Here is a 23,381-nt window from a genome sequence, read left to right as displayed (position 1 = left end):
GGACGCGAGTAGAAGACTTGTTTGATGGGGTAGGGATGTAAGCTTCGAGGTTTTTTTTCCGAGTTGTTGAGTCCGCTGCTTCCAATTGTTCGCTTGCATTATTTTAATTGTTAGTAAACTTATGTATTGACTTTTTCAAGTGATACATAGTTTGATAACAATTTGGTTAGGTGTTAACAGTAAGGGTGAAAGTTGCACTGATTATAATTTATTTTTCATACTCATGTGTAATAGATAAGTATTGCGGTCATAGCATGGGGGTTATACCTGGTCTCGTTTCGATCCCAGTAGTGAAGTCCTTTTGTGTTTTGTTTGTGTACTATGGTTTTCTATGGGAATTTCATTTCGCTGCAAGCTTTCTATTACAATTATTAAATTTCTATTTTTTGACTGTTTTTTTAATTACTTAATACCCGTATTGGATTTTTCGTGATTTTTATGAATATTAAAATATTAGATACAACATTACGTGATGGAGAGCAGACTCCGGGTGTTTCTTTAACTCCTTTAGAAAAATTAAGAATAGCAACAAAACTTGATGAGATAGGTGTTGATTTTATTGAAGCCGGTTCAGCGATTACTTCTGAAGGCGAAAGGGAATCAATTAAAGGAATTACCAAAGAGGGGTTAAATGCTGAAATCTTAAGTTTTTCAAGGCCGTTAACCGGGGACATTGATTATTGTATTGAATGTGATGTTGATGCAGTTAATCTTGTCGTTCCCACATCAGATTTACATATTTCAGATAAACTGAATACCACACGTGATAAACTCATTGAATTATCCAATAATGCAATTGATTACTGTAAAGATCATGGACTGACTGTAGAATTATCTGCTGAGGATGCCTCCAGAAGCGATGTTGATTTTTTAAGATCAGTATTTTCAAATGCGATAGACCATAAAGTGGATAGAATTTGTGTCTGCGATACTGTCGGTATTCTAACTCCTGATTCCTCTTTTGATCTGTATTCTAAATTGAATGATTTGGACTGCCCAATCTCCTGTCATTGTCATAACGATTTCGGACTTGCAGTTGCAAATACATTATCTGCAATAAAGGCGGGTGCCAGTGAGATCCACACTACCGTTAATGGTATCGGTGAGAGGGCAGGTAACACCTCTTTTGAAGAGTGTGTCGTTAGTATTGACAGATTGCTTCCTGATTTTTCCACTAATGTCAAAATCAATGAGATTTATGGCATTTCCAAATTGGTTGCAAGGTCCACTGGTGTTTATATACAACCTAACAAGGCAATTGTAGGCGAGAATGCTTTTGCTCATGAATCAGGCATTCATTCTGATGGAATCATCAAAAATTCCGCCACTTATGAACCTATTACTCCAGAGCTTGTTGGACGTAAACGTAAGTTTATCCTAGGTAAGCATATGGGAACTCATGGCCTTGATTCCAGATTGAAGGAATTGGGCTTGAATGTTGACAGCGACCAGCTGAATCAGATCTGCAGCGATATAAAAGATTTGGCAGATAAGGGAAAAACCGTTACGGATGTTGATTTGCAGGCGATAGCCGACAACGTTTTACAAATCAACCACGAGGATAGAATAAAACTTGACGAGGTAACAATTGTTTCCGGAAATAAGGTAATGCCTACGGCGTCTGTTAAAATCACTATCGATAATGAGGAGATTCTCAATGCAGGTGTTGGAGTGGGTCCTGTTGATGCAGCAATCAATGCGCTTAAATCTCTTGATATATTCAGGGACATTGATTTGATTGAATATCACGTAGATGCGATTACTGGAGGTACTGACGCTTTCATTGATGTTATCATCAAACTTCAACAGGAGGATAAGGTTGTTTCCGCCAGAGGAACCGAACCGGACATCATAAATGCCAGTGTAAAAGCATATATTGCTGGTGTAAACAGATTATTAAGGGATTAATATGCATATGGACAGCATTCAAATATTAGGTTTTAGAGCAGTCATCGATTCTGTTGGAGATGTTATTGATAAGATCAATTCCATCAAAAACGATGATGAAATCATACAGCTTCTTAATGCAGATTCCGTTGTTTCAAAAAATCACATATTCCATGGGGTTAATCATGCATTTCTTGCATTTGAACGTGATGAGAACCTTGCAAAGGATATCAGTGTTGAAATTGTTTTGCGATGTTCTGCTCAGCGCCAGATTTCAAAGGCATTTAAGATGTTAGGTTTAAAAGAAGGGAATATGAATCTATGCGCAATTCTGATAAATTCTAGAGATTATACTGAGGAGTTGTCTTCTATTTTTACAAGGGATGACAGTGTTTTGATTCCTGATGAGGATAAGTTAATTGAAATCTATAATATTAGTGATGTTGAACTTCAGAATATGTCCGTTGAGGAGATTATCATTGATAGAATCTCAAAACTTACAGTTGACATGTAACTTCATCGATTATTATATCAAGATGTTCTTTTTCAAGACATGAGTAATCCAGATTTTTTATTTCGATACAGATTGCATTCTGTTTTACTCGGTTATAATTCGGACATGTTGTTATGAATCCGCTTTTATCGGTGGTTAATGATTTTTTCAAATTCCAACATATTGATTTTGCATTTTCATGAGGTATAATTACATTAAGCCCTCGTTTATTTATATGGATTGCATCAGGTATGTGTTTTTTTACATAGTCTGTTGCATTTAATGATACTTCAAGATTTTTCTCAACACTATCGAGTTCATTATCTATACCGCTGCATACTATTTGCGTGGTTTTACTTAATTTTTGTGGAAGAGCTGTTTTTTTGAAAACTTCCTCATCATCGGTTGAGATGAAACCCCCACTTCCGACATTAACAATTTTAGGCGAACCGGTGGATGCAAGAATTATATCCGAATTCCTTCCCAAATGATTATGGCTGTCGCCGATTCCCGCTGAAGCATCTTCAATAGTCAAAATGCCGTTGTCATTACAATACCTGCAGATTGATTCAACGTCCTGCTCAGCAGCATAACCGGCAAAACTTGTAAATATCAATGCTGATGATTTTTTGATATCCAAATCATCGATATAATCAGTATTAATCAATCCCAAATCAGTTTTCACGGTTATTACATTTTTGTTTAAGAGTTTGGCAATCTGTTTAAATCCATGCCATCCCCCCTGATCGGGAACAATTATGTCCCCTTCAACAGCAGAAAGAGCAATGAAAATGCTGTTGTTTCCACTTGAAGTCATTTTAGCATAATCTTTATTTGTCAAATCTTTAATCTTATTGATGCAACTTGCCTCATAGTCTTTCCTGACATTTCCTTTTGCAACTTCAGACATAATTTCCAAAGTCTTATCTGAAGGGGCTTTAAACTTAAACATTATTCTCACTTTTAAAGTACATGTCCAATGTGGTTTGCTTTGTGTGCAGCATCTCATTCAGCAGTGTTCCGTTTTTCACAAATCGGTTAATAGGCAATCTAAGTTTTGTCCCGGCATATTTCAAGCAATCCTGCAAAGTTTCAAATTCAAGATAAGGCCTCATCATGGCCTCCTTGATATTTTCTCTCACATTAAAAACGCCTAATGGCACATAATCCTCATATGCTTCTCTTAAAATCAGCACTCCTGACTGTCTTTTAATGCTTGAAAGGTAATCTAAAACCACCATTTTTGCAGTGTAATAGCATCCGCCCACTCTTGAATATTCCTTTTTGCCGGCATTGGTTTCATAATCCGAAAACATCAACTCTTCATTGTGAATTAATTTGATGAATGCCTCATACCATTCGTATTGCCATTCGGTTGGAGTTAAGATGATTACATAATAGGTATTAAGGGCTCCGAATTCAAAAACCCTATAAGTATCGAGAATATCGAATTTCCTCACTTCTTTTAGGAATTCATCTGCAAGTGTTGAATCGCAGGCAGTAATCGACCAACGTGTTGGAACAAGTTTTCTCCTATCTTTTGTCCCGATTGCACCAACGGAAAATGCCTTCTGCATTGCAGTAAACGGCACATCCTTATTATGCAGATTCAAAACCGCCTCTGTCGCTTTCAGGTCAGTGTCATAAAATGTCTTTTCAAGCTGCCTGTCCCATTTGACTGCATCAATATCAAACTTCTCAATGACAGCGCTCGGACCGTGAGGGGTACTGTCTTCAGTAAACATTGATCCTGTTGGCCGTCTTCCGAATGTCGCTTCACTGTCAATTGATTTGGAGGCAAGTGAGATGTCCTGAAGTTTTTCAACAAAGGGATTTTCCAAATCATCGATTCTTATAAGTTGCTTTCCCCTGACCAATCCCATTCTATAGTTGATGATATCGTCCTGGGTTTTATTTTGACCGATCCAATCTTCCGGAGAGTCCATAATATGGGTGTCTCCCATTTGCGAACTCATCATAGGTCCTGCATAAACCTTAGGATATGACCATCTTCCAATAAAGACTGATGGAGGGGTTGTCCCTTCAAGATTTTTCCCGATATTGACAGATTTCATTTGGATTTGCTCTGTCAGTTTGGCCAGATATGCATTTTTCGTGGTTTTCATGATTATTCTAAAAAAAGTAAAAAATTAAAAATACTGGGATTCAGTATTCTTAACAGAATTCGATGGTTGCAGGTGGCTTATCACTAATGGATAATGCGACATGGGTAACTTCGGAAATTTCAGAAGTGATTCTTTTTGAAATAGTCTGGATGACTTCCCAAGGAAGTTCGGCAACAGATGCGGTCATTGCATCAATTGAGTTAACCACTCTGACTATAACAAGGTATCCGAAATCTCTTTGATCTCCTTTAACTCCTGTAACTTTAGTGTCAGTTAAAACAGCGAAGTATTGCCATACATCTTTATCGATTCCAGCAGCTTCGATTTCATCGCATACTATCTTGTTTGCTTTTCTGCAAATTTCAACATTTTCCCTTGTGAGTGCCCCGACAACACGCACTCCAAGACCAGGGCCTGGGAAAGGTTGTCTGTAAACGGTAGTTGCAGGCAAGCCTAATTCATCACCGATTTCTCTTACTTCGTCTTTGTATAGGTCACGGATAGGTTCGCACAATTCCAAAACCATTCCGCTTGGAAGAGCAAGGTTGTGGTGGGATTTGATTTCGCCTTTGGTTTCAATCCAGTCAGGTGCGATGGTTCCTTGTACCAAGTATTTTGCATCGTATTTTATTGCTTCTCTTTCAAATACTTCAATGAATACTTTTCCAATGATTTTTCGTTTTTCTTCAGGGTCATCCACACCTGCTAATGCGTCCATGAATTCATCAGAAGCGTCTACAAATTTGAAATTTAACCTGTCTTTAAAGGTATTGGTTACTTGTTCAACTTCTCCTTCTCTTAAAAGACCATGGTCAACGAAAATAGCAGTTAAATTATCACCAATCGCTTTTTGAACAAGAACTGAACATACTGAACTGTCCACTCCGCCGGATAGGGCAATAATTGCTTTTTCATCTCCGATTTGGTCTTTGACTTTTTGGACCGCATCATCAATAAATTCTTTCGGGCTTAACATTTTATTCCTCATCTTCTTCGTAATCTTCAATGATTTGTTTAATCATTGCTTCCAAACCATTGTCATTGCCGGATTCAATTGCTTCGAATATATCTTCAAATTTAACGAACTTTTCCAATTTCACGGATTTGGCACCAATACCTGAAATTCTAAATCCATATTCTTCATCACCAATTGGAATGTTGACGAATTGTCTTTTTAGTCCGTTTTTATATTCGTTTGCTTTGTCTCTTAACTCATCAGCGTTATCAATCATTTATCTCACCTAATTTTTTTACATATCTCATAAAAGTTTTTGAAAATTATCTCTCCTTTTGGCGTGTGATGCACTTCAGGGTGGAATTGGATTCCATAAACATCCTTATCTTTATGTTTGAATGATTCAACATCACATAAATTGGAACTTGCTAAAATTTCAAAATCTTTTGGGATTGTTTTCACTTCATCTTTATGAGAAGACCAAACATCCATTTCAGGAGCCAAACCTTTAAACAGGCCTTTATCCTCATTTATATTTATTTTCACCTGAGCGTAACTTTCGGTGTCAGATGTATTAACTTCCCCACCATAGGATTTAGCAATTAGTTGATGTCCAAGGCAAATTCCCAAAATAGGGATTTCAAAGTGTTTAATGTATTCTTCACATAGACCGGCACCTTCAAGTGAAGGTCCCCCACCTAAAATCAATCCGATAGGATTTTTTGCTTCGATTTCTTCAATACTCAATTCGTTTGAAACAAGTTCAGCTGGAATTTGGAGGTATTGCAAGCTTCTGGCGATTCTGTGATTGTATTGCCCCTTGTTGTTAATTACTAATATTGTCATATTATACTCCATGAAAATATAATGATATTATTTTTAGTTTTTTTATTATATATACATATATATACTATCTTATCCTAATCGATTCGGAAATTTTGGTAATGAATTCCACATCCCCTCCCTCAATGAAGATGACGTGGTCATCGTCATGGTATATGCAGGCAACATCAGTATCCTCATATCCGTCAATATGGGATGTCTGAACTATTCTGGTGATGTTTTCGCTAATGTTGCTTATTTCATCATTGTCAGTGCTTTGATTTTCCAGCAGTCCCTTAAAGAAATCAATGTGCTGCCCTGTGTTGTCAAAATACTTATCTTCAATATATTTTTTGTCAAATGAGGTAATTGTCAAATCTTCACTTGTGCATCGGTACATTTCCTTAATTACCCTGTCTTCGGGAGTCATTGTAACAAATGAACTTCCTAAGGGGACTTCAACGGAGAATTCTTCAAATTCAACGGTTTCTGTCATCGAATTCAAATAAAGGCCGATTCCCGCCAATATCAACAGGCTCATGATTAAAATTATTACATTTTTTTTTAGTTTTTCCATACTAATCACTTAACTTTATATATCATATTTTATAAATCATTGTTACATGGAACTTCAAGATTTGATATTTATTATTATTGCAATATTTGCAGCGGTATTGCTGCTTAAAGTATTCATGTGGTTATTGCCTGTCATTGTAGTGCTGGTTATAGCATTCTTCATTTACATGTACCTGAAAGAACGTTACTGATTTTGCAGATCTTCAAAGGCGGAAGTTGCTGCAACTGCACCCTCTCCACATGCCACAACCCACTGTTTTAAGCCGACACAAACATCACCAATCGCATAAACATATTTGACATTGGTTTTTTGCTGTTTATCGATTATAATGTGGCCAGTTTCATCAAGGTCAATCTCTAATTGTTTTGCAAGTTCACTGTGGGGAATGTAACCGACACTGATGAATACGCCATTAACTGGATTTTCTGTCAGGTTTCCTGTCTGGGTGTCTTTGAGGACAACTGATTCGACCAGCATGTCGCCTTTGATTTCTTCAACAGTGGCATTCAGAATGGTTGGGATTCCAGCCTGTTTTATCTGATTTTGCAAGTGCTTTTGAGCTCTGAACTCATCCCTTCTGTGGACTATGGTGACATTCGCCCCAAGGTTTTTTAGATATAACGCTTCCTGAAGCGCACTGTTTCCGCCGCCAACCATTATGATGTCGCGTCCTGAAAAGAAGAATCCGTCACATGTGGCGCAGTAGCTCACTCCTTTTCCCTTGAATTCCTCTTCACCCATTGCATCAAGGTGTCTGTGGGAACTTCCAGTGGCCAAGATAACGCTTTTTGATTTATAGCTGTCCTTGGCGGTTTTGACAGTGAAGCGATATTCCTCGTCTGTCTTTATGATTTCAGTCACTTCCTCCATTTCATGAAGCTCGCAGTTTTTGGTTGCCTGGGCTTTCATTTTCTCAATCAGTTCAAGACCTGAAATGTTGTCAAAACCAGGGTAGTTTTCCATTTCAGGCACTTCACGGCCGATTCCTCCTGCAAGGTCACGGTCAATGATTAGGGTTTTTGTTCCTTGCCTTCCTGCATATATTCCGGCTGTCAATCCGCCGGGTCCTGCTCCAATGATGATAATGTCATAGTTTTCCATTTTTTTAACCTCATTCATATTTAGGGGGTCATGGTTAAATAATGTTTTTTAAAATGATGTTATCGGATGTTGTCGAAAAGAGTTTTAAGTTGGCTTGTATCAATGTTTCCACACTTTTAATTCAGGTGGGAATATTTTGTATTTTCAGGGAAAATCATTAAAAAGAGAGAGTTGGTGTTTAGGTGTGAGTTAAACACCAGTGTTTTTTTTTTAAGGAAAATTATATTTGGCAGATTTTATTTTTCCCTACGACTTGTATCAAATTAGAAAAATTGTGAAAAATCTAATTCAACACATTCTAATTTTGGAGAGTTTTTTTCATTATTGACTAATAATGCAAGAGTTTTAGGCTTACCTAAAATTCAACTCTATTATATAGTTGGACATGAGAGTATATAAATGTTACTATTTTTTTAGGTTAACCTAAATAATAAATTTAATTACCGGAATGCCAAAAGACCTATAGATTATAGTTTTGGTGTTTTTTGAAGTCAATTTTCGATATTCCTTGCAGTATTAATGTAGATACGTAAAAAAAAGAGATTTTTGGAAACTCTTCAGAGTCTCCTTAAATTAATTTTTGAATTTCTTCGCGAACGATTTTGTTTACAAGTCCGCCGTCGGCTTTTCCTTTAAGCTGTTTCATGCACATTCCCATCAAAGGACCCATAGCTCCCATCTGACGCTCTTTAACCATGCCTTCATTTTGAGCTACAATGTCTGAAATGATGTTGTGAACATCCTCTTCGCTCATCATGGTCAAATTGCTTTTCTCGGCAATTTCGGCTATGTCTGCATCGGGTGTCTTGATTGTCTCAACCGCCAGTTTGCGCACGCTGTCCTTTGCGATTTTGCCGTCAGCCAATAATTTAAATATTCCCTTGAAGTGATCAGCTGTCAACACGTCAACATCCAATCCTTCCCTTTTGATTTCACGCAAATCATAAGCTAAAAGTGAAGCAACGGGAGTTGCATCCACATCAACATCTGCCAAAATGGCTTCAAACATATCGGCTTCCTGCCTTTTGACAAGCTGTGTTGCCAAATCTTCACTTAACTTATATTCTTCAATGATTCTGGCCTGTTTCACGTCAGGGAGTTCCGGCAAGTTATTGGCTATCGGTTCGATTCTATCAGAGGTAATCTTGAACAGTGGAATGTCGGTTTCAAGATACATCCTGTTTGCAGTCGGGAGGGGTCTCATGTACTCTGTATTTCCGTCATCAAGCGCCTTACGGGTTTCTTCAACAACGCCGTCAAGACCTAAAGATGCCCTTCTTTTGACTTCCTCAAGTGCTGATACTGCAATGTCCTCATCGTGAGCAACAATGATGAACGCATCTTCGGATCCGATATCCAAAAAGTCGTTTACCCTGTCAACTTCATCTTGGGTAATTCCGTAAGCAGGCAGCTCATCAGAGTGGAAAATCCCTGAAACTCCACGCTTTTTGGCATAGCTTGCAATTTCAGTACCGAACCTTCTTCCAGGCTGCACTTCACGACCGATCAAACTGTCAAAACCTTTCAATACAACTGCCTTGATGGTTTCAGCGGATTTCAATATTTTGGATTCGGTATCTTCAAACACCTTGTCCAATGTATGAATCTCTTCAAGCACTTCTGCGTTTCTGCTTTGAAGTTCCTTTTTGATGTCAATCAATTCCAATTGCCTTTGAACTTCACGGTTGACAATCTCTGCCATCAAATCCAAGTCCTGCACACCTTTGATCTCCACACGTGCACCTTCTGCGATGGAAATGTTCAAGTCCTGCCTGATTGTTCCAAGACCTCTTTTGACGTTTGTGCTTCTCAGGATTTGGCCCAGCATATATGCGACTTCCCTGACTTGGTCAGGATGGTGCATTGAAGGGTCTGTTGTAATTTCCGCCAATGGAATACCTAAACGGTCCAACCGGAATTCGGTAAATCCGTCCTTGGTCTCGACTCTTCTTGCCGCATCTTCCTCAAGACCGAGGCTTTCAATAATCACTTTGCCATATGGTGTATCCAGGTATCCGTCGGTTGCAACCATACCGGTTCTCTGAAAACCTCCGGTGTTACTTCCGTCAATGACCTGTTTACGCATTGTATGGAATTCATCAACGATATGCATATTCATCAGACATGCTATGGTAATGCAGATGTCAAGAGCTTCCTCATTCAGGCTGTGAGGTGGTTCATCATCGTTTTCAACAAGACAGGTGTGCTTTTCAAAGTTTTCATATTTGAAATTCAATCCCCTTAAGGATTCCTGCAATGCCGCACGGTCGATTTCACCAAGCTCTGATTGTGTTGGTCTTAGTTTTCTTTGGACAAGTTCATCAAATTCATCGTCAACGAGTTCTGTCTTGCATGGGCAGAATAACTTGTGCTGACTGTTTAATTGCTGGTGAATTTCAAGCCCCATCTTCAATCCTAATTTTTCATAATCATAATCCATGCTATCACCCTAGTTCAGGAAATCCCTAATTGAGGATTTTTCTGAAAATTCGCCTGCAATGTTTGTTTGCATAATATCTTTCACTTCACTGTAGTCATCGCTTTGGCCCAATGCCCAGCACAGTTTAACGTATGTGGTCTCAGGGGTCATGTCGAGGCCGGATATAACTCCCGCATCAAGGATGTTACGTCCGGTGGAGTAAACGTTCATGTTCACCCTTCCGTAAAGGCACTGTGATGTCATTATTACTGGGATGCTTTCTTCCTGCGCCCTTTTGAATGAGTCAATCAGGTCATTTGGAACATGTCCAAGACCGGTTCCTTCAATGACAAGACCTTTATAGCCCTTGTCAATATGATATTCGATAAAGTCATTTGAAATGCCCGGAAAGCTTTTAACGAATCCTACTTTGTCTTCAATTTTGTTGTTCAATTCCAGTTCGCTGTCTCCACGTCTGGTGTAACTGTATTCGGGATTAATGTTTATCTGCTTGTTTTGGATTTTAGCTATTGGCTGGGCGTTGATGCTTCGGAAGGTATCCCTTCTTGAAGTATGCATTTTCCGGACCTTTGTACCTTTGTGCAGGTAGGTATACTCATCATTTAAACTTCCATGCATGCAGACGCACACCTCTGCAATGTCTGATTTTGCAGCAATGACTGAATCAATCAGGTTTATGTTGGCATCGCTTGAAGGCCTGTCCGAACTTCTTTGGGCACCGGTAATGATGACAGGAACCGGTGTTTTCAACATGAAACTTAATGCGGCTGAAGTATAATGCATGGTATCGGTACCATGAGCTATCACAACACCGTCCGCACCATTGGAAATGTCATTTGCCACTTCTTCTGCGGCTTTGGCCCAGTATTCCGGTTTCATGTCTTCACTCAATATATTATATAATGCTTTAACGTTGTAATTTGCATAATCCAACAATTCAGGATTGGCTTTTACAAGGTCTGAAGCGGTAAATTTGGGATGAACTGCCCCTGTTCTATAATCGATAACGGATGATACTGTTCCACCGGTGGAAACGATTGAAATATTCGGTTTTGACTCGTCATGGGGAATTTCAGTCTCATCATATCCGATTTTAGGTTTTTCACCCTTTTCAATAAGTTCCGCTGTAGTGTCTTCAATGGCTACACCGATATTGTATCCGCTTGACAACTTGATGACCAGATAGCCGTCATCGGCGTCTTCCGGCCTGTCAAGTAAAATACCTGTATAGGAGATGTCTTCCTTATTCACTTTAATGGTATCCCCTATACTTAAATTGTAATTTTCAATATAATTTTTAGCATTTTCTTTATAGGTCATTAAATCACACTTAAGAATTGTTTTTAATCCATTCCGCTCCGGCCTTCAACACTTCAATGTTCACGTCAATGACTTTAGGTTTTGAAGCAAACATTTCACGGATTGCATTCTCATAGGACTCTCGTTTTAAAACGTCACCCAATTCGGTCAATGCACCGAGAAGCGCAGTATTTGCGGTTCTTGCGTTTCCATGCTCTTCGGCAATGTCAACACATGGCATTGCAATGACTCTGACGTCACGGTCAGTTTCAAACTCTCCTATGTTTGCATCGTAAAGTATTGTTCCTCCTTCCTTCACGTCCTGTGAGAACTGTTCTAGTGAAGGCTTGTTTAAAGCAATGAGAATGTCAATATCATCAACAACAGGAGTGCCTATTGTTTCGTTTGAGATAACAACTGAACAGTTGGATTTTCCGCCTCTCTGTTCAGGTCCGTAACTAGGATACCATGAAACATGTTTTCCTTCAGCGCATGCTGCTTGAGCAATTGTCAATCCGGCACTCAAAACTCCCTGGCCTCCGAAACCTGAAACCTTAATGCTTACAGGTTCGATATCATCATCGACATAACCTGAATCTTCGCCTCTCACGACATTGAAGATCTTATCCAAGGATTCTGTGCTGAAATCACTTGCAGGTCTTTCAACAGGTTCCTTGGTATATAAATTGTTTCTGAAGTTTTTGACTGGGAACTCTTTTTCCATCTCTTCCTCGATAAATTTCTGAGCGCTTGCAACATCCTGTTTTAAGTTGGTTGGGCAAGGGGATAATATTTCAACAAATGAATATCCTTTGCCTTCCTTTTGAACAGTCAATGCCTGTTTGATTGCATATTTGGCAAGTCTGATTTTCAGCGGATTTGCAAGGGAAACCCTTTCAATGAATACAGGTGCCTTTAAAGTGTTGATCAATTCACACATGTGGGTAGGGTGACCTGCATAATCAGGGTCTCTTCCGGTTTGACATGTAACTGTCTTTTCGCCGATCAATGTTGTAGGTGCCATCTGTCCGCCTGTCATGCCGTATACTGTGTTGTTTACAAAAAATACAGCCATCTTTTCTCCACGATTTGCGGCTTGAAGGGTTTCATTCAAACCGATGGAAGCCAAATCTCCATCTCCCTGATAACTCATGACGATTGCGTTATCCTGAGCTCTTGAGATACCGGTAGCTACTGCAGGCGCTCTTCCGTGAGCAGTCTGGAAGTTTCCGCAGTTAAAGTAGAAGTATGCATATACTGAACATCCTACAGGGGAAATCATAACGCATCTTTCCTGTATTCCGAGTTCATCCATGCATTCAGCTATTAATTTGTGTATGATTCCATGTCCACAACCTGCGCAGTAGTGTGTTGACTGGATATTGGTTCCTTTTCTAGGATACTCTTCTAAAAGGGATTGTGGATTTCTACGTACTTGTAATTCATAATCTTTATCATTAAATTCTTGTTCACTCATTTTTCCACATCCTTAATCAATAATATTCGGGCTGGCCTTTTCCTCACTTCTTTTTGAAGTATCAATTTCCTCGTCAAGTCCGGCTATTTCATAAATCTTGGCAAGCACATGTTTAAGTTCAATCAGGTTACCTCCCATTCTGTTAACCAGGTGGGTATCTTCTTTTCTAAGTGCCGCAAACTGAACATCTGCCAGCAGTTGGCCGTTACTCATTTCAACTGATATGAAACTGACTCCCTTGTCTGATAATTCCTTAATCCTGTCAACTGGGAAAGGTGATAATGTGATTGGTCTTAAAAGTCCAACTTTCAATCCTTTTTCACGGCTTTTATCGACAGCAGATCTTGCAATGCGGCTGCTGATACCATAGGATACCAATACGATTTCCGCATCATCAACCATGTATTCGTCAACAATGACTTCTTCGGCGTCGATTTTCGCATATTTTTCCTGGAGCCTGTAGTTGAAGTCTTCCAAATCGTTGAAATCATTGAAGATTGAAGTAATGAGGTTTTCCATTGTTTCCTTAGTTCCTTTCACTGCCCAATCTTTATCGTCTTTTGGTTCAATGGCCTTTTCAGGGAACACTAACGGTTCTGCCATTTGGCCTAATGTACCGTCGGCTAAAACAACGACAGGATTTCTCCATTTGTCTGCAAGCTCGAATGCCTTCATTGTCAGGTCACACATTTCCTGAACGCTGTTTGGAGCTAGAACTATGTTTTTATAGTTTCCATGACCTCCTCCCTTGACGATTTGATTGTAATCTCCCTGTTCAGGTCCTATGTTTCCAAGTCCAGGTCCCGCCCTCATGATGTCGACGATTACTGCAGGTAACTCGGCACCGGCAAGGAAAGTGAATCCTTCCTGCATCAAGCTGATACCAGGGCCTGATGAGGATGTCATAACTCTGTGTCCGGCACCTGATGCACCGTAAACCATATTGATTGACGCCTCTTCACTTTCGGCCTGAATAAATTTTCTTCCAACCATAGGGAAGTATTTTGAAGCTTCGTGTAAGATTTCACTTGCAGGAGTAATTGGGTATCCAAAGAAACAGTCACAGCCCGCATACATTGCGCCAACGATAACTGCAGTATTTCCTTTTACCATTTGATTACTCATTTAATTGCCTCCTTGACTAGCTACTTTTGCCTTAATCATTTTTGCAACGTTATCATTTCTTATATTTTTTAATTGATGTACTTCTAGCGCCAACGGTTCCGGACAAGTGAAGTAACAATCCTTGCATCCGGTGCAACCATCGCCACTGTAAACAGCAAATTGGTAACCAGCATTATTCATTTCATCGCTAAGGACAATTGCATTTTGAGGACATCCGACAATGCATCTTTGACATCCTTTGCAGATTTCCTTATTTATTACTGGGTAAGATATCTCTTCTGTCATTTATATCATCTGATTAATTTATTATCGTTTTCTCTGATTTCAACTCTTCTTATTTTACCGCTGATGGTTTCTGGAAGTTCATCAACATATTCAACCATTCTTGGGTATTTATAAGGAGCTGTAACTCTTTTAACATGATTCTGAATGTCTTTAGTTAAAGAATCTGATGGTTCGTAGTCAGGCTGCAAGACAATGCTTGCCTTTACAATCTGGCCTCTTACTTCATCAGGATAAGCGGTAATTGCGCAGTGCGCCACTGCCTCGTGGGATAATACGGCACTTTCCACTTCGTAAGGTCCGATACGATAACCTGAGGATTTGATGATGTCGTCGTTTCTTCCGACAAAGTGAACGTATCCGTCTTCATCCATCCAAGCTGTATCTCCGCAGTGGTAATATCCGTCATGGATTTGCTGCCTGTATTTCTTATCATCATTTACATAGTCCTTAAACAGTCCTGGAGTTGGAACGTCACTCATTTTAAAACAAAGTTCTCCTTCATCTCCAATTTCAACTTTTTCATGATTTTCGTCCAATAAATGCAAATCGAATAATGGGGAAGGTTTTCCAATTGAACCAACTTTTGCTTCCAACCAAATAAATGTTCCTATTGACAATGTTGTTTCAGTTTGTCCAAATCCTTCTTTAATCCTCAAACCGGACAGATCATAAAATCTTTCAGATACTTCTGGAGGTAAAGGTTCTCCTGCGGTTGTAACATATTTCAAGTTTGAAAGGTCATATCCTTCAATATTTTCCTTGATGATAAATCTGTAGATTGTTGGAGGGGCACAGAATGTGTCCACTTTATTTTCAATAATCTTTTCAAGTAATTTAATTCCATTGAATCTGTCGTAATCATAAATAAATATACCGGTTCCGGCAATCCATTGGCCGTAGAGATTTCCCCATACGGCTTTCCCCCATCCTGTATCTGCTGCAGTATGGTGGATTCCATCTTCCACAACATTGTGCCAGTATTTGGCTGTTGGTATATGGCCTAAAGCATATGTGTGCCTATGTGAAACCATTTTTGGAAGCCCGCTTGTCCCTGAAGTAAAGTAAATCAAGAACACTTCTTCAGCGAAGGTCTGGTCTTCACCAGTAGGTCTTTCAAAATTAGGGTCTTCTTTTTCAATGGCTTCATTGAAATTAATCCAGCCTTCCCTATCGGCTTCAATAACTAATTTAGGTAAATTTAGGCCTAATTTTTTCTCTGATTCTTCATAATCTGGAAGTAATGTGTCTTCTTCAACTGAGACAATCATTTTTACATTGGCCTGTTCCAGTCTAAAATCTATATCATGCAGTTTTAGCATGTGGGTTCCGGGAATTGCTATTGCTCCTATTTTGTGCAATGCCACCATACAGAACCAGAATTCATACCTGTTTTTTAAAGTGAGCATTACTGAATCTCCCTTTTTAATTCCTAAACGTTTAAATAAGTTCGCTGCTTTATTGGAATATTCTTTCATGTCTTTAAAAGTGAAGGTATGTTCTTCGTCATGGTCATTTGTCCAGATTAAAGCGATTTTTTCAGGGTCAATTTCGGCATATTTGTCAACCACATCAAATCCGAAATTGAATGTGTCATCAAATTTAAGCTTGAAATTTTCAAAAAAATCTTCATAAGAGTTGAAATCAACTCTTTCTACAAAGTCTCCTATTAATGCTGTCATTTAATTAACTCCATAAAATATTATATGATTACTGCTAAAAATTTAGCCGGTTTATCGTTAAGTGCTACCATTGCGTGTCTGTGTGTTGAATCGAAGAATATACAATCTCCTTCGTTTAACACGATTTCATTGTTGTGTATATAAATTTTTAGGGAACCTTCAAGGACATAGTTGAATTCCTGTCCAGGGTGTGAGTTAAGGGAAGGTGTAGGGTTCTTTTTAGGGTCTACAACAACAAGGAAGGTTTCGGCCTTTTTGTGAATGAAGTTGGAACATAGGTTTTCATGTGTGTATTCCTTGCTTCTGTCAACTGAAACTCCTTTGTTTGCACGGGTTATGTCAAATATGTTCATCCTACTTTCTTCTCCGGTTAATAATAATCCTAAATCAACTTTAAAGATGTGTGCAAGTTCGTATAAAAAACTTGCTGGAATGTCAATTTCAGCATTTTCATATTGGATATAAGTTTCTTCTTCAATGTTTAGGTTTTCTGCAATTTCCTTAATTGTAATGTCGGATAGTTCTCTCAATTCTCTAATTCTATTTCCAATATCTTTGTTGTATTCATTCATTCAAAAACACCTATTTTTTTTATTGATTTACTTATATTATAATATATATTATAACATATTTTTATTTTTGAATCTGAAATTATATAAACCTTATTAAAAAATGGGATAATTCGTTAAAAATGTATTAAAAATCAATTTTTATTTATTTTCTTTTTCTGATTTTGGAAAGTTTTATATACTTCAAACAATTAATTTTAATTTAATATTGAGAGGAGATTTTAAAATGACATCTAATGAGATAGGAACTAACATAATTTTCAAAAAGCAATTGGGATTAAACTACGAAATTGACCAGAAATATGTTGGTTTAAAGATGAAGGAGAATAACATTTTATCCTTCAATTTCAGAGTGCCTGGATCATTAATAAATGAAATTGAATCATACTTTAAAAGATTTAAATTGGGCGAACCGATAATGGTTGATATTGGCGGAACCGGCGATATCAGATGTGACTTTAAAGGGGTTTCTCCAGTTTTAAAAAATAAGGATGAACTGGACCAATATTTCATATCAGCCACTTTACAAGAAGATAAAAAATATGATCCTTTGGAAGAGGAAAAATGTGAAACATGTAGTGGATGCGGATTCCACTAGCGTGTTATTTTTTTTAAATTTCAGCTTTTTTTAGGAGATTTGAATTACATAATCAAATCAATTTTGCTTTTAAACCGTAAAATTTACTTCAATTAAAGAAATAATTTATATACTGCTTTTAATAAACTATAAACTGACTTATAATTTTTAATTTAAAATTTCACCACATTCTTTTAAATTAAAAATCATTTAATTTAGTCTAAACCATTACCATTGTGAAAATAAAAGGTGGTGCAATGACGGTAGAAGAACAAAGAAATCGAGATTTACTGGTAAAAATATGTTTCATGCATTATCTAATTCGTATATGTAATGCACTGGGTGTTGATGAAGAAATTGAAGATATACTGCCTACTGAAGAAATAGTATTTGAAAATATCAGTCATCCGAAAATATTTGATAATTTTACTGATTTCAAGGTTTTAACAAAATCTGGAAATATTATCATATTTGAATTTAAAAAAAATCAATTAACAAAAAATGACTTAAAACAAGTGTATAGATATTATAAACCGGAATTCTGTAAAAATGATGAAAATGTCAAATCTATTTTCATTGTTATTTCAAAAGGAGGAAACATAACTGAGTATCATGTATCTAATATGAAATTTTGTCCTGAAATTATTAAAACTAAAGAGATTTACAAACAAAACGATTTAAATAGAATCAGAGACAAATTTCAAAATAATGAGCTGTTAAGTTCCTATGATTGTTCTCTTATGATTTCGTTTCCAATTTTTGATTTGGATGAACGTGAAGATGTAATTGTTGAAGAAATGTGTAACAATATTGCAAATAAGCAGTATTGTATTCCGGAAAGGGAATTAGATAAGATTGTTATGGGAATGTATTTGAATATTGTAGAATATATTAATCTCGAAAAACGAGAGGAATTATTGGGGAAGATTGATATGGCAGCAAAAACTGAAGGTTTAATTGCAAGTTTAATCCACGAAGGTGAAAAATTAGGGATTGAACAAGGAATTGAGCAAGGGATTGAGCAAGGTGAAAAGAATATTATAATGGAATTAATGAAATCCTATTCGGTTGATGAAATATCCTCGATGATAAACAAAAAACCGAATGAGATATATAAAATTTTAAAGGAGGATTAGAAGTTAAATTTTAATCTTTTTTTTTAATTATACTGTTTTTTAATAAGTTTATATTCTTGTATGATATATTTTAATAAGTACACTGTACCTATAATTGAAATTATCAAACATGGAACAAGCCAAGGCAATTGTGACATTATCACATCCAATCCGCTAATATTAAGAATGGTTGCAACGACATTATTAATAAAGTGAACAGACATTGCAATCAGAATATTGTCTGTTTTTAGGTATAGCATGCACATGCAGATTCCGAATAGAAATGCACTTGTCATTCCACCGAATTCATGGCCAATAGCAAATATGAATGAGGAAATTATCATAGCAGGAATTATTCCTGTTCTAATTTTTAATCGGTTAAATATTATTCCTCTAAATACCAATTCTTCTATTATGGGTGCAAAAATTATGGCACCGATTGCATCAAGAATAACGACGCTGGAATCAATGTTTACGGTATCGACTTCCCAGATAGAAATCCAATTAGGATCATTTAATCCAATCAGAATATCCAAAGAGGATATGAAAAATGTAAATAGGAATGCGAATAGCAGGTTTATTGCAAAGACATAAATGATTTCTTTTTTATACTTGTCTTCAAAAACCATTTCTATATTTCTGTCAAGACCATAAGTATCTTTAAAAATCCAAGCAAACATTAATCCTCCAATCAATAGGAAGACTATGAAATATAACTCGTCAGATTCATAAATTGCCGGAAAAATAGCTGTCAGAATTCCGCTAACGATAAAGGCAATGATTATTCCAACTATAAGATTCCTTATTGTGATTGTCCTTAAGCGTACATTAAATTTTGTGACACTCTTGTCCATAGTCTAACTCCTATAATATGGTTTTAAACCAATTGACTGTTTCTGCAAGCTGTTTTTCAAAATCGCCGGAGTCAATCTTTAAATTTATTTTTTCCATATTGCTGATGTCTGCTAATGAGTGTTTTATATCTCCAGGTCGTTCAGGCAGGTATTTTGGTTCCAAATCGCTGTCTAAAGTATTCTTAACGATTTCATATAATCTGTTTATTGTCAATTTTTCACCGGAAGCGATATTGACGATGCCGTTGTAATCGGATTTGCATGCGTTTATATTTGCCCTTACAATGTCTCCAATGTAGACGAAGTCTCTAGTCTGTTCACCGTCTCCGTAGATTTCAGCCTGTTTGCCTTCGAGAAGTGCACTGATAAAATTAGGTATTACAGCAGCATACTGGGAATTCTTATCCTGCCTAGGTCCGAATACATTGAAATATCTGAGTGCAGTGTAGTTCAGACCGTAACTTTCATAAAATGTTTTTAAATATAACTCACAGCTTGCCTTTGAAGCGGCGTAAGGAGAAGTTGGCATTGGTGTTTCTGTTTCTTTTAAAGGCATATTCCTGTTTTCCCCATAAACTGAAGAGGATGATGAAAATACGATTTTTTTAACATCATTGTCAACTGCAGATTTCAGAAGCTTAACGGTGGCATTAACATTTATCTCATTACACTCTTCAGGTTTTTCAACACTTAACGGAACACTTGCCATGGCTGCAAGATGGAAAATATAATCGGTTCCGCATGTTAAATCGTTGAAATTAATTTCACGGATATCTCCTTTGATAAAATTTAAATTCTCGTGCTCAGGATATTTTAAATTTTTAATACTTCCTGTGGTGAGATTATCAATAATTGTAATTTCATTATCTTTTATTAATGCATCAACAATATGGGAACCTATAAAACCTGCTCCACCAGTGATTAAAATCTTTTTATTTTTCATTAAGCCACCATTTAATAATTTAAGTTATATTTAAGCAATTATTTATTATTTTTAAGTAACAATATTTATATATTTTTATATGAATATTTATTAAGTAAGAGGAGTCTAATAATATGTTTAATTATGTGTTTGATACCATATATTTTGCTTCGTATAGTAATTTTTATGGGCTAAGCAATATAAGTCTGTCTTTAGGTGATATGCTATTTGCTTATATTGTGGCTATCATTTGTTCTATTGTTGTAGCTTTGCTTTTGAGATTACCGTTACTGCCTAGCAAACCATATAGGTATTCTTTTGATGTAAGTGCGATTTATCCTACTCCAATAATTGCTATTGGTATCCTTTCCATATTTTTAGTTTTAAATTATACATTCATGTTCAATGGATTGGTTTTGGCGGCTGTTATTGGTGTTTTATCTGCATTATTCGTGAAATATTTATTTGATTTTGTATTTCCAACACCTCTTGATGAGAATTCAGGGGATGATATGAATGAATGAGGTAATTGGAATTATAATTGCCGCAGTTCTATGCTGGTTGAATTTTGTGATTGTAGATACATATTTCGGACTTCCCGAACAGCCTGGCGTTAGAGGGGCCAGGATTATTGGTAAAGATGTCGAAAAGAGAGGGGGAGACATTGCTGGTGGATTTTTCCAAGGAAACATATTATGTTCTCCGGATGCATCTGCCGGTACTTTAATGGCTTCTATTGGATATATGCTTTTAGGAATTCCCGGAGGAATAATTGCAGCATTTTTAGTATTCATTGGAAATAGGTTATGCGCTGATCCGGGGTATGCCGGAACTACTGGATGTTTGACAGCTACTGCAATAATATTTTTAGCATCTTTCATTGGTTTAACACCTGAAATGTTCATTGTTGGAATGGTCATTGCTATTTTCACCATAATGGGAATTGACCAAGCCAGAATCTCAGTAGTTTTAGGAAAAATTGCCGAAAAATTCAATAGGCATGCTAGAGAGTGATTATATGTATGTTGAAATTATTGGAATTATAGTCATATTTGTAGCATTGAGGGCTTTAATAACAAGAAATAGGGCTGAAAGACTATTGTACCTAAATGTTATTGGATTTGGAGTTTCTGCTATCATTGCATTATTAATTAATACTCCATTTGCTCTTGTTGTTGCAGCAGCATTCTTTATCTGTTCAACAATCAGTGCCAATGCTATTGCTTATACATTGAATAGGCTAGATGATGAGATATTGCTGGAGTGAGTCAAAAATGGAATTTCTCGTATCAATAATTGCAATAGCTTTAATGGTTATCGGAGCATTTGGAATAATATTTCTAAAAAAACCATTAGATAAGGTAATAATGTTCTCAATACTTGATGCAGGATTTGTCCTGGCTGTTGTGTTGTTTAAATATTTGGATGTAGCACTGTTTGCAGCCTTGGCCGGTCCGTTATCAACTTTAGTATTTATTTTATCAATTGTTAAAATCAAGGAAATCAGAACTAATGGAATTGCAGGCGGTGATGTAAATGATTAGCGTATCATTATTCTTCTATTTCGGAATATTTTTAGCTATTGTGGGAAGTATTGCCACTGCATGGGGTCCGGGAGTCAATGACCCCGTTATTAGGACATTCAATACTGAAGTAGCTTCAATTGGAGTTTGTCTGGTTTTATTATGTTACAATCACGTATTGGCTTTATTGACATTACTGGCAACAACCGTAATCATCACATTAATCTTATTTAGAGCCATTATTCGTTTAGAAGAGATGGGGGCAGATGTATGAGGATTGGAGTCTTATGGAATAAACTGGCAGAACCAAAAAACATTCCTCGCCTTTTTGCATTTAGCCTAGGAATTATTTTAATAGTGGGTTTAATTGTGCCTTTAGCATTAAATCCAGATCAGTTATATGTCAGGCCGGCTCCGCAGGAGCAGATAGATGACGGTCTGGCTATTGCGCCTTATGATAGGGGAGGCGAACCTTTGAAGGAAGCAGGTGAAATAAATCCCCAATATCCTGACAATGCTGACAGTCTGGGAATGATTACAGGATACATGTCGCCGCTGGCGCAGTGGGTATCTTCAGTATCGCCTTATTTCGGTACATCAATCTATTCATCTCCAGGAGGACTTATAGATGAAATACTGTACTATACAAGAGGTTTTGATACAATACTCGAATCCAGCATTTTGATGATGTCATTCATCATCGCTTCATGGTTATCAGTTAACTATACAATGAATAGAAAAAATGATGAGGATGAAATTAAAAAAGATGTGAAAAAGGCCATTGACGATTCAGCAAAAGTGGCCAGTCAAATCAGGGCCAATGATGCCAAGGCAAGGTCAAAACAATTGAGGAGGGATAACTGATGATATATGTTCCTCAAGAGTTTATTAGCATGTATCTACCAGCGATTTACGCTGGTTTGATTGTAGGTTTCATTGGAACCATGGCAATTGCAATCAACAGAAGGGAATTGCATATTCTCATCCTGACAGACATAGTTGGTCTGGCAATGATATTTGTCGTTTCCGCAGTCGGAACGGATTTGGCGGAAGCGTTGATTTTGCCGGGTTTGGTAGTTGAACTTGCCGAAACCCTGGCCATTTCAGAAATTCTGATTACAAGGGAAATGCGAAAGATTGAACAGGATCCAAGAGCTAATTTAACCAAATCCTCTTCAATTTTCCCGCAGGCATTCTCTTTAGACATGGAAATTATGACTACTGCACCTAATTTTATTGCAATAGTCTTGATAGGTTATGGAATTTTCCTCACTGGTTTTACTGGTGGAGCAGTAGCTGGCGGAGGAATAGTATTATATGCATTATCCAAAAAAGCAAGAGGACTTCCGGTATTGATGCTGGATGGCATAGCCGGTGTTTCCGGTATTGCATGGTGTTTATGGATAATAGGTTTCCTATTGTTTTTTATAACTCCGCAATATTGGTTATTGAGTCTATTCTTGGCAGCATGCGGATTATTACTGAAAGTAGCTTCCAAAGTGGGTTTAATAGGCCTGCTTATGAGAGAGGACATTGATAATGAGTAGGTGAGAAA

28 protein-coding genes and 2 rRNA genes are annotated in these 23,381 nt (G+C 37.2%); 14 read left to right on the top strand and 16 right to left on the bottom strand.

The features are described 5' to 3' along the window. The 4 genes from IJF99_RS03755 to cgi121 all read left to right on the top strand — a co-directional run. Nucleotides 1–105, top strand: a 23S ribosomal RNA gene (locus IJF99_RS03755); the annotation flags it as partial. 134 nt (nt 106–239) lie between these two features. Then, a 5S ribosomal RNA gene (rrf, locus tag IJF99_RS03750) occupies nt 240–357 on the top strand. An 81-nt stretch (nt 358–438) separates the two neighbouring features. Further along, nucleotides 439–1,908 carry a (R)-citramalate synthase gene (locus IJF99_RS03745; RefSeq protein ID WP_292792235.1) on the top strand — a complete coding sequence of 490 codons (1,470 nt, stop codon included), beginning with the start codon at nt 439–441 and terminating at the stop codon, nt 1,906–1,908. Between the two features lies 1 nt (nt 1,909). Continuing rightward, complete coding sequence (gene cgi121 / locus IJF99_RS03740) at nt 1,910–2,401, top strand: KEOPS complex subunit Cgi121 (RefSeq protein WP_292792233.1); 492 nt, start codon at nt 1,910–1,912, stop codon at nt 2,399–2,401. On the opposite strand, the gene IJF99_RS03735 is transcribed toward cgi121, so the two are convergent. From IJF99_RS03735 to IJF99_RS03710, 6 genes are all read right to left on the bottom strand, one after another. After that, on the bottom strand, nt 2,385–3,332 hold the full coding sequence (locus IJF99_RS03735) for a DegT/DnrJ/EryC1/StrS family aminotransferase (RefSeq protein ID WP_292792231.1): 948 nt from the start codon (nt 3,330–3,332) through the stop codon (nt 2,385–2,387). The genes cgi121 and IJF99_RS03735 overlap by 17 nt on opposite strands. Next, nucleotides 3,325–4,506, bottom strand: a complete 1,182-nt coding sequence (locus tag IJF99_RS03730; protein WP_292792229.1) for a hypothetical protein — start codon at nt 4,504–4,506, stop codon at nt 3,325–3,327. The genes IJF99_RS03735 and IJF99_RS03730 overlap by 8 nt, the downstream gene beginning before the upstream one ends. Nucleotides 4,507–4,555: 49 nt before the next feature. Further along, the gene (gene guaA, locus IJF99_RS03725) at nt 4,556–5,482 is read right to left on the bottom strand and encodes a glutamine-hydrolyzing GMP synthase (RefSeq protein ID WP_292792227.1); all 927 of its coding nucleotides are present in this window, start codon (nt 5,480–5,482) and stop codon (nt 4,556–4,558) included. A gap of 1 nt (nt 5,483) precedes the next feature. After that, the gene (locus IJF99_RS03720; RefSeq protein ID WP_292792225.1) at nt 5,484–5,738 is read right to left on the bottom strand and encodes a hypothetical protein; all 255 of its coding nucleotides are present in this window, start codon (nt 5,736–5,738) and stop codon (nt 5,484–5,486) included. A gap of 5 nt (nt 5,739–5,743) precedes the next feature. Beyond that, entirely contained in the window at nt 5,744–6,307 is a 564-nt protein-coding gene (locus IJF99_RS03715) for a GMP synthase subunit A (protein ID WP_292792223.1), read from the bottom strand. A gap of 64 nt (nt 6,308–6,371) precedes the next feature. Beyond that, nucleotides 6,372–6,860 (bottom strand): hypothetical protein, encoded by a 489-nt coding sequence (locus IJF99_RS03710; protein ID WP_292792211.1) that lies wholly within the window; start codon nt 6,858–6,860, stop codon nt 6,372–6,374. Between the two features lie 46 nt (nt 6,861–6,906). On the opposite strand from IJF99_RS03710, the gene IJF99_RS03705 reads away from it, so the two are divergent. Next, nucleotides 6,907–7,050, top strand: a complete 144-nt coding sequence (locus IJF99_RS03705; protein ID WP_292792209.1) for a hypothetical protein — start codon at nt 6,907–6,909, stop codon at nt 7,048–7,050. Here the strand turns inward: IJF99_RS03705 and trxB are convergent. From trxB to IJF99_RS03665, 8 genes are all read right to left on the bottom strand, one after another. Next, nucleotides 7,044–7,979, bottom strand: a complete 936-nt coding sequence (trxB, locus tag IJF99_RS03700; RefSeq protein WP_292792207.1) for a thioredoxin-disulfide reductase — start codon at nt 7,977–7,979, stop codon at nt 7,044–7,046. The genes IJF99_RS03705 and trxB overlap by 7 nt on opposite strands. 550 nt (nt 7,980–8,529) lie before the next feature. After that, nucleotides 8,530–10,401, bottom strand: a complete 1,872-nt coding sequence (gene gatE / locus IJF99_RS03695; protein WP_292792205.1) for a Glu-tRNA(Gln) amidotransferase subunit GatE — start codon at nt 10,399–10,401, stop codon at nt 8,530–8,532. A 9-nt stretch (nt 10,402–10,410) separates the two neighbouring features. After that, complete coding sequence (gene gatD, locus IJF99_RS03690) at nt 10,411–11,721, bottom strand: Glu-tRNA(Gln) amidotransferase subunit GatD (protein WP_292792203.1); 1,311 nt, start codon at nt 11,719–11,721, stop codon at nt 10,411–10,413. A 10-nt stretch (nt 11,722–11,731) separates the two neighbouring features. Beyond that, on the bottom strand, nt 11,732–13,177 hold the full coding sequence (locus tag IJF99_RS03685) for a 2-oxoacid:acceptor oxidoreductase family protein (protein ID WP_292792201.1): 1,446 nt from the start codon (nt 13,175–13,177) through the stop codon (nt 11,732–11,734). Between the two features lie 12 nt (nt 13,178–13,189). After that, nucleotides 13,190–14,302: a 3-methyl-2-oxobutanoate dehydrogenase subunit VorB gene (locus IJF99_RS03680; protein WP_292792199.1), complete on the bottom strand. Its 1,113-nt coding sequence runs from the start codon at nt 14,300–14,302 to the stop codon at nt 13,190–13,192. After that, entirely contained in the window at nt 14,303–14,587 is a 285-nt protein-coding gene (locus IJF99_RS03675) for a 4Fe-4S dicluster domain-containing protein (protein ID WP_292792197.1), read from the bottom strand. 5 nt (nt 14,588–14,592) lie between these two features. Next, the gene (locus IJF99_RS03670) at nt 14,593–16,266 is read right to left on the bottom strand and encodes an AMP-binding protein (RefSeq protein ID WP_292792195.1); all 1,674 of its coding nucleotides are present in this window, start codon (nt 16,264–16,266) and stop codon (nt 14,593–14,595) included. Between the two features lie 20 nt (nt 16,267–16,286). Further along, complete coding sequence (locus tag IJF99_RS03665) at nt 16,287–16,838, bottom strand: cupin domain-containing protein (protein WP_292792193.1); 552 nt, start codon at nt 16,836–16,838, stop codon at nt 16,287–16,289. Between the two features lie 223 nt (nt 16,839–17,061). On the opposite strand from IJF99_RS03665, the gene IJF99_RS03660 reads away from it, so the two are divergent. Further along, nucleotides 17,062–17,433, top strand: a complete 372-nt coding sequence (locus IJF99_RS03660) for a hypothetical protein (protein ID WP_292792191.1) — start codon at nt 17,062–17,064, stop codon at nt 17,431–17,433. 236 nt (nt 17,434–17,669) lie between these two features. Next, nucleotides 17,670–18,548: a hypothetical protein gene (locus tag IJF99_RS03655; protein ID WP_292792189.1), complete on the top strand. Its 879-nt coding sequence runs from the start codon at nt 17,670–17,672 to the stop codon at nt 18,546–18,548. Nucleotides 18,549–18,571: 23 nt separating this feature from the next. On the opposite strand, the gene IJF99_RS03650 is transcribed toward IJF99_RS03655, so the two are convergent. Together IJF99_RS03650 and IJF99_RS03645 are read right to left on the bottom strand one after the other, a co-directional pair. Further along, nucleotides 18,572–19,381, bottom strand: a complete 810-nt coding sequence (locus tag IJF99_RS03650) for a type II CAAX endopeptidase family protein (RefSeq protein ID WP_292792187.1) — start codon at nt 19,379–19,381, stop codon at nt 18,572–18,574. A gap of 10 nt (nt 19,382–19,391) precedes the next feature. Beyond that, nucleotides 19,392–20,324: an NAD-dependent epimerase/dehydratase family protein gene (locus IJF99_RS03645; RefSeq protein ID WP_292792185.1), complete on the bottom strand. Its 933-nt coding sequence runs from the start codon at nt 20,322–20,324 to the stop codon at nt 19,392–19,394. A 113-nt stretch (nt 20,325–20,437) separates the two neighbouring features. Here IJF99_RS03645 and ehaA point away from each other — a divergent pair, with 113 nt between their 5' ends. Genes ehaA through IJF99_RS03610 form a run of 7 tightly spaced genes read left to right on the top strand, consistent with a single transcriptional unit; the run spans nt 20,438 to nt 23,373 of the window. Beyond that, entirely contained in the window at nt 20,438–20,827 is a 390-nt protein-coding gene (gene ehaA, locus IJF99_RS03640) for an energy-converting NiFe hydrogenase A subunit EhaA (RefSeq protein WP_366931248.1), read from the top strand. Next, the gene (locus IJF99_RS03635; RefSeq protein WP_292792181.1) at nt 20,820–21,317 is read left to right on the top strand and encodes a hypothetical protein; all 498 of its coding nucleotides are present in this window, start codon (nt 20,820–20,822) and stop codon (nt 21,315–21,317) included. The genes ehaA and IJF99_RS03635 overlap by 8 nt, the downstream gene beginning before the upstream one ends. 4 nt (nt 21,318–21,321) lie before the next feature. Next, nucleotides 21,322–21,570 carry a DUF2109 domain-containing protein gene (locus IJF99_RS03630; RefSeq protein WP_292792179.1) on the top strand — a complete coding sequence of 83 codons (249 nt, stop codon included), beginning with the start codon at nt 21,322–21,324 and terminating at the stop codon, nt 21,568–21,570. A gap of 7 nt (nt 21,571–21,577) precedes the next feature. Beyond that, nucleotides 21,578–21,847, top strand: coding sequence for a DUF2108 domain-containing protein (locus IJF99_RS03625; protein WP_292792177.1), 270 nt, complete (start codon nt 21,578–21,580; stop codon nt 21,845–21,847). Next, complete coding sequence (locus IJF99_RS03620) at nt 21,840–22,100, top strand: DUF2107 family protein (protein ID WP_292792175.1); 261 nt, start codon at nt 21,840–21,842, stop codon at nt 22,098–22,100. The genes IJF99_RS03625 and IJF99_RS03620 overlap by 8 nt, the downstream gene beginning before the upstream one ends. After that, nucleotides 22,097–22,690 (top strand): EhaF family protein, encoded by a 594-nt coding sequence (locus tag IJF99_RS03615; RefSeq protein WP_292792172.1) that lies wholly within the window; start codon nt 22,097–22,099, stop codon nt 22,688–22,690. The genes IJF99_RS03620 and IJF99_RS03615 overlap by 4 nt, the downstream gene beginning before the upstream one ends. Next, a complete protein-coding gene (locus tag IJF99_RS03610) occupies nt 22,690–23,373 on the top strand; it encodes an EhaG family protein (protein ID WP_292792170.1) in 684 nt (227 codons plus the stop codon). The genes IJF99_RS03615 and IJF99_RS03610 overlap by 1 nt, the downstream gene beginning before the upstream one ends. The last annotated feature ends 8 nt before the right edge of the window (nt 23,374–23,381 follow it).

The organism is Methanobrevibacter sp., assembly GCF_017406825.1.
Classification (GTDB): Archaea; Methanobacteriota; Methanobacteria; order Methanobacteriales; family Methanobacteriaceae; genus Methanocatella.
Note: the sequence above shows the minus strand (reverse complement) of the source record. Positions and strands in the feature narration are given on the sequence as shown.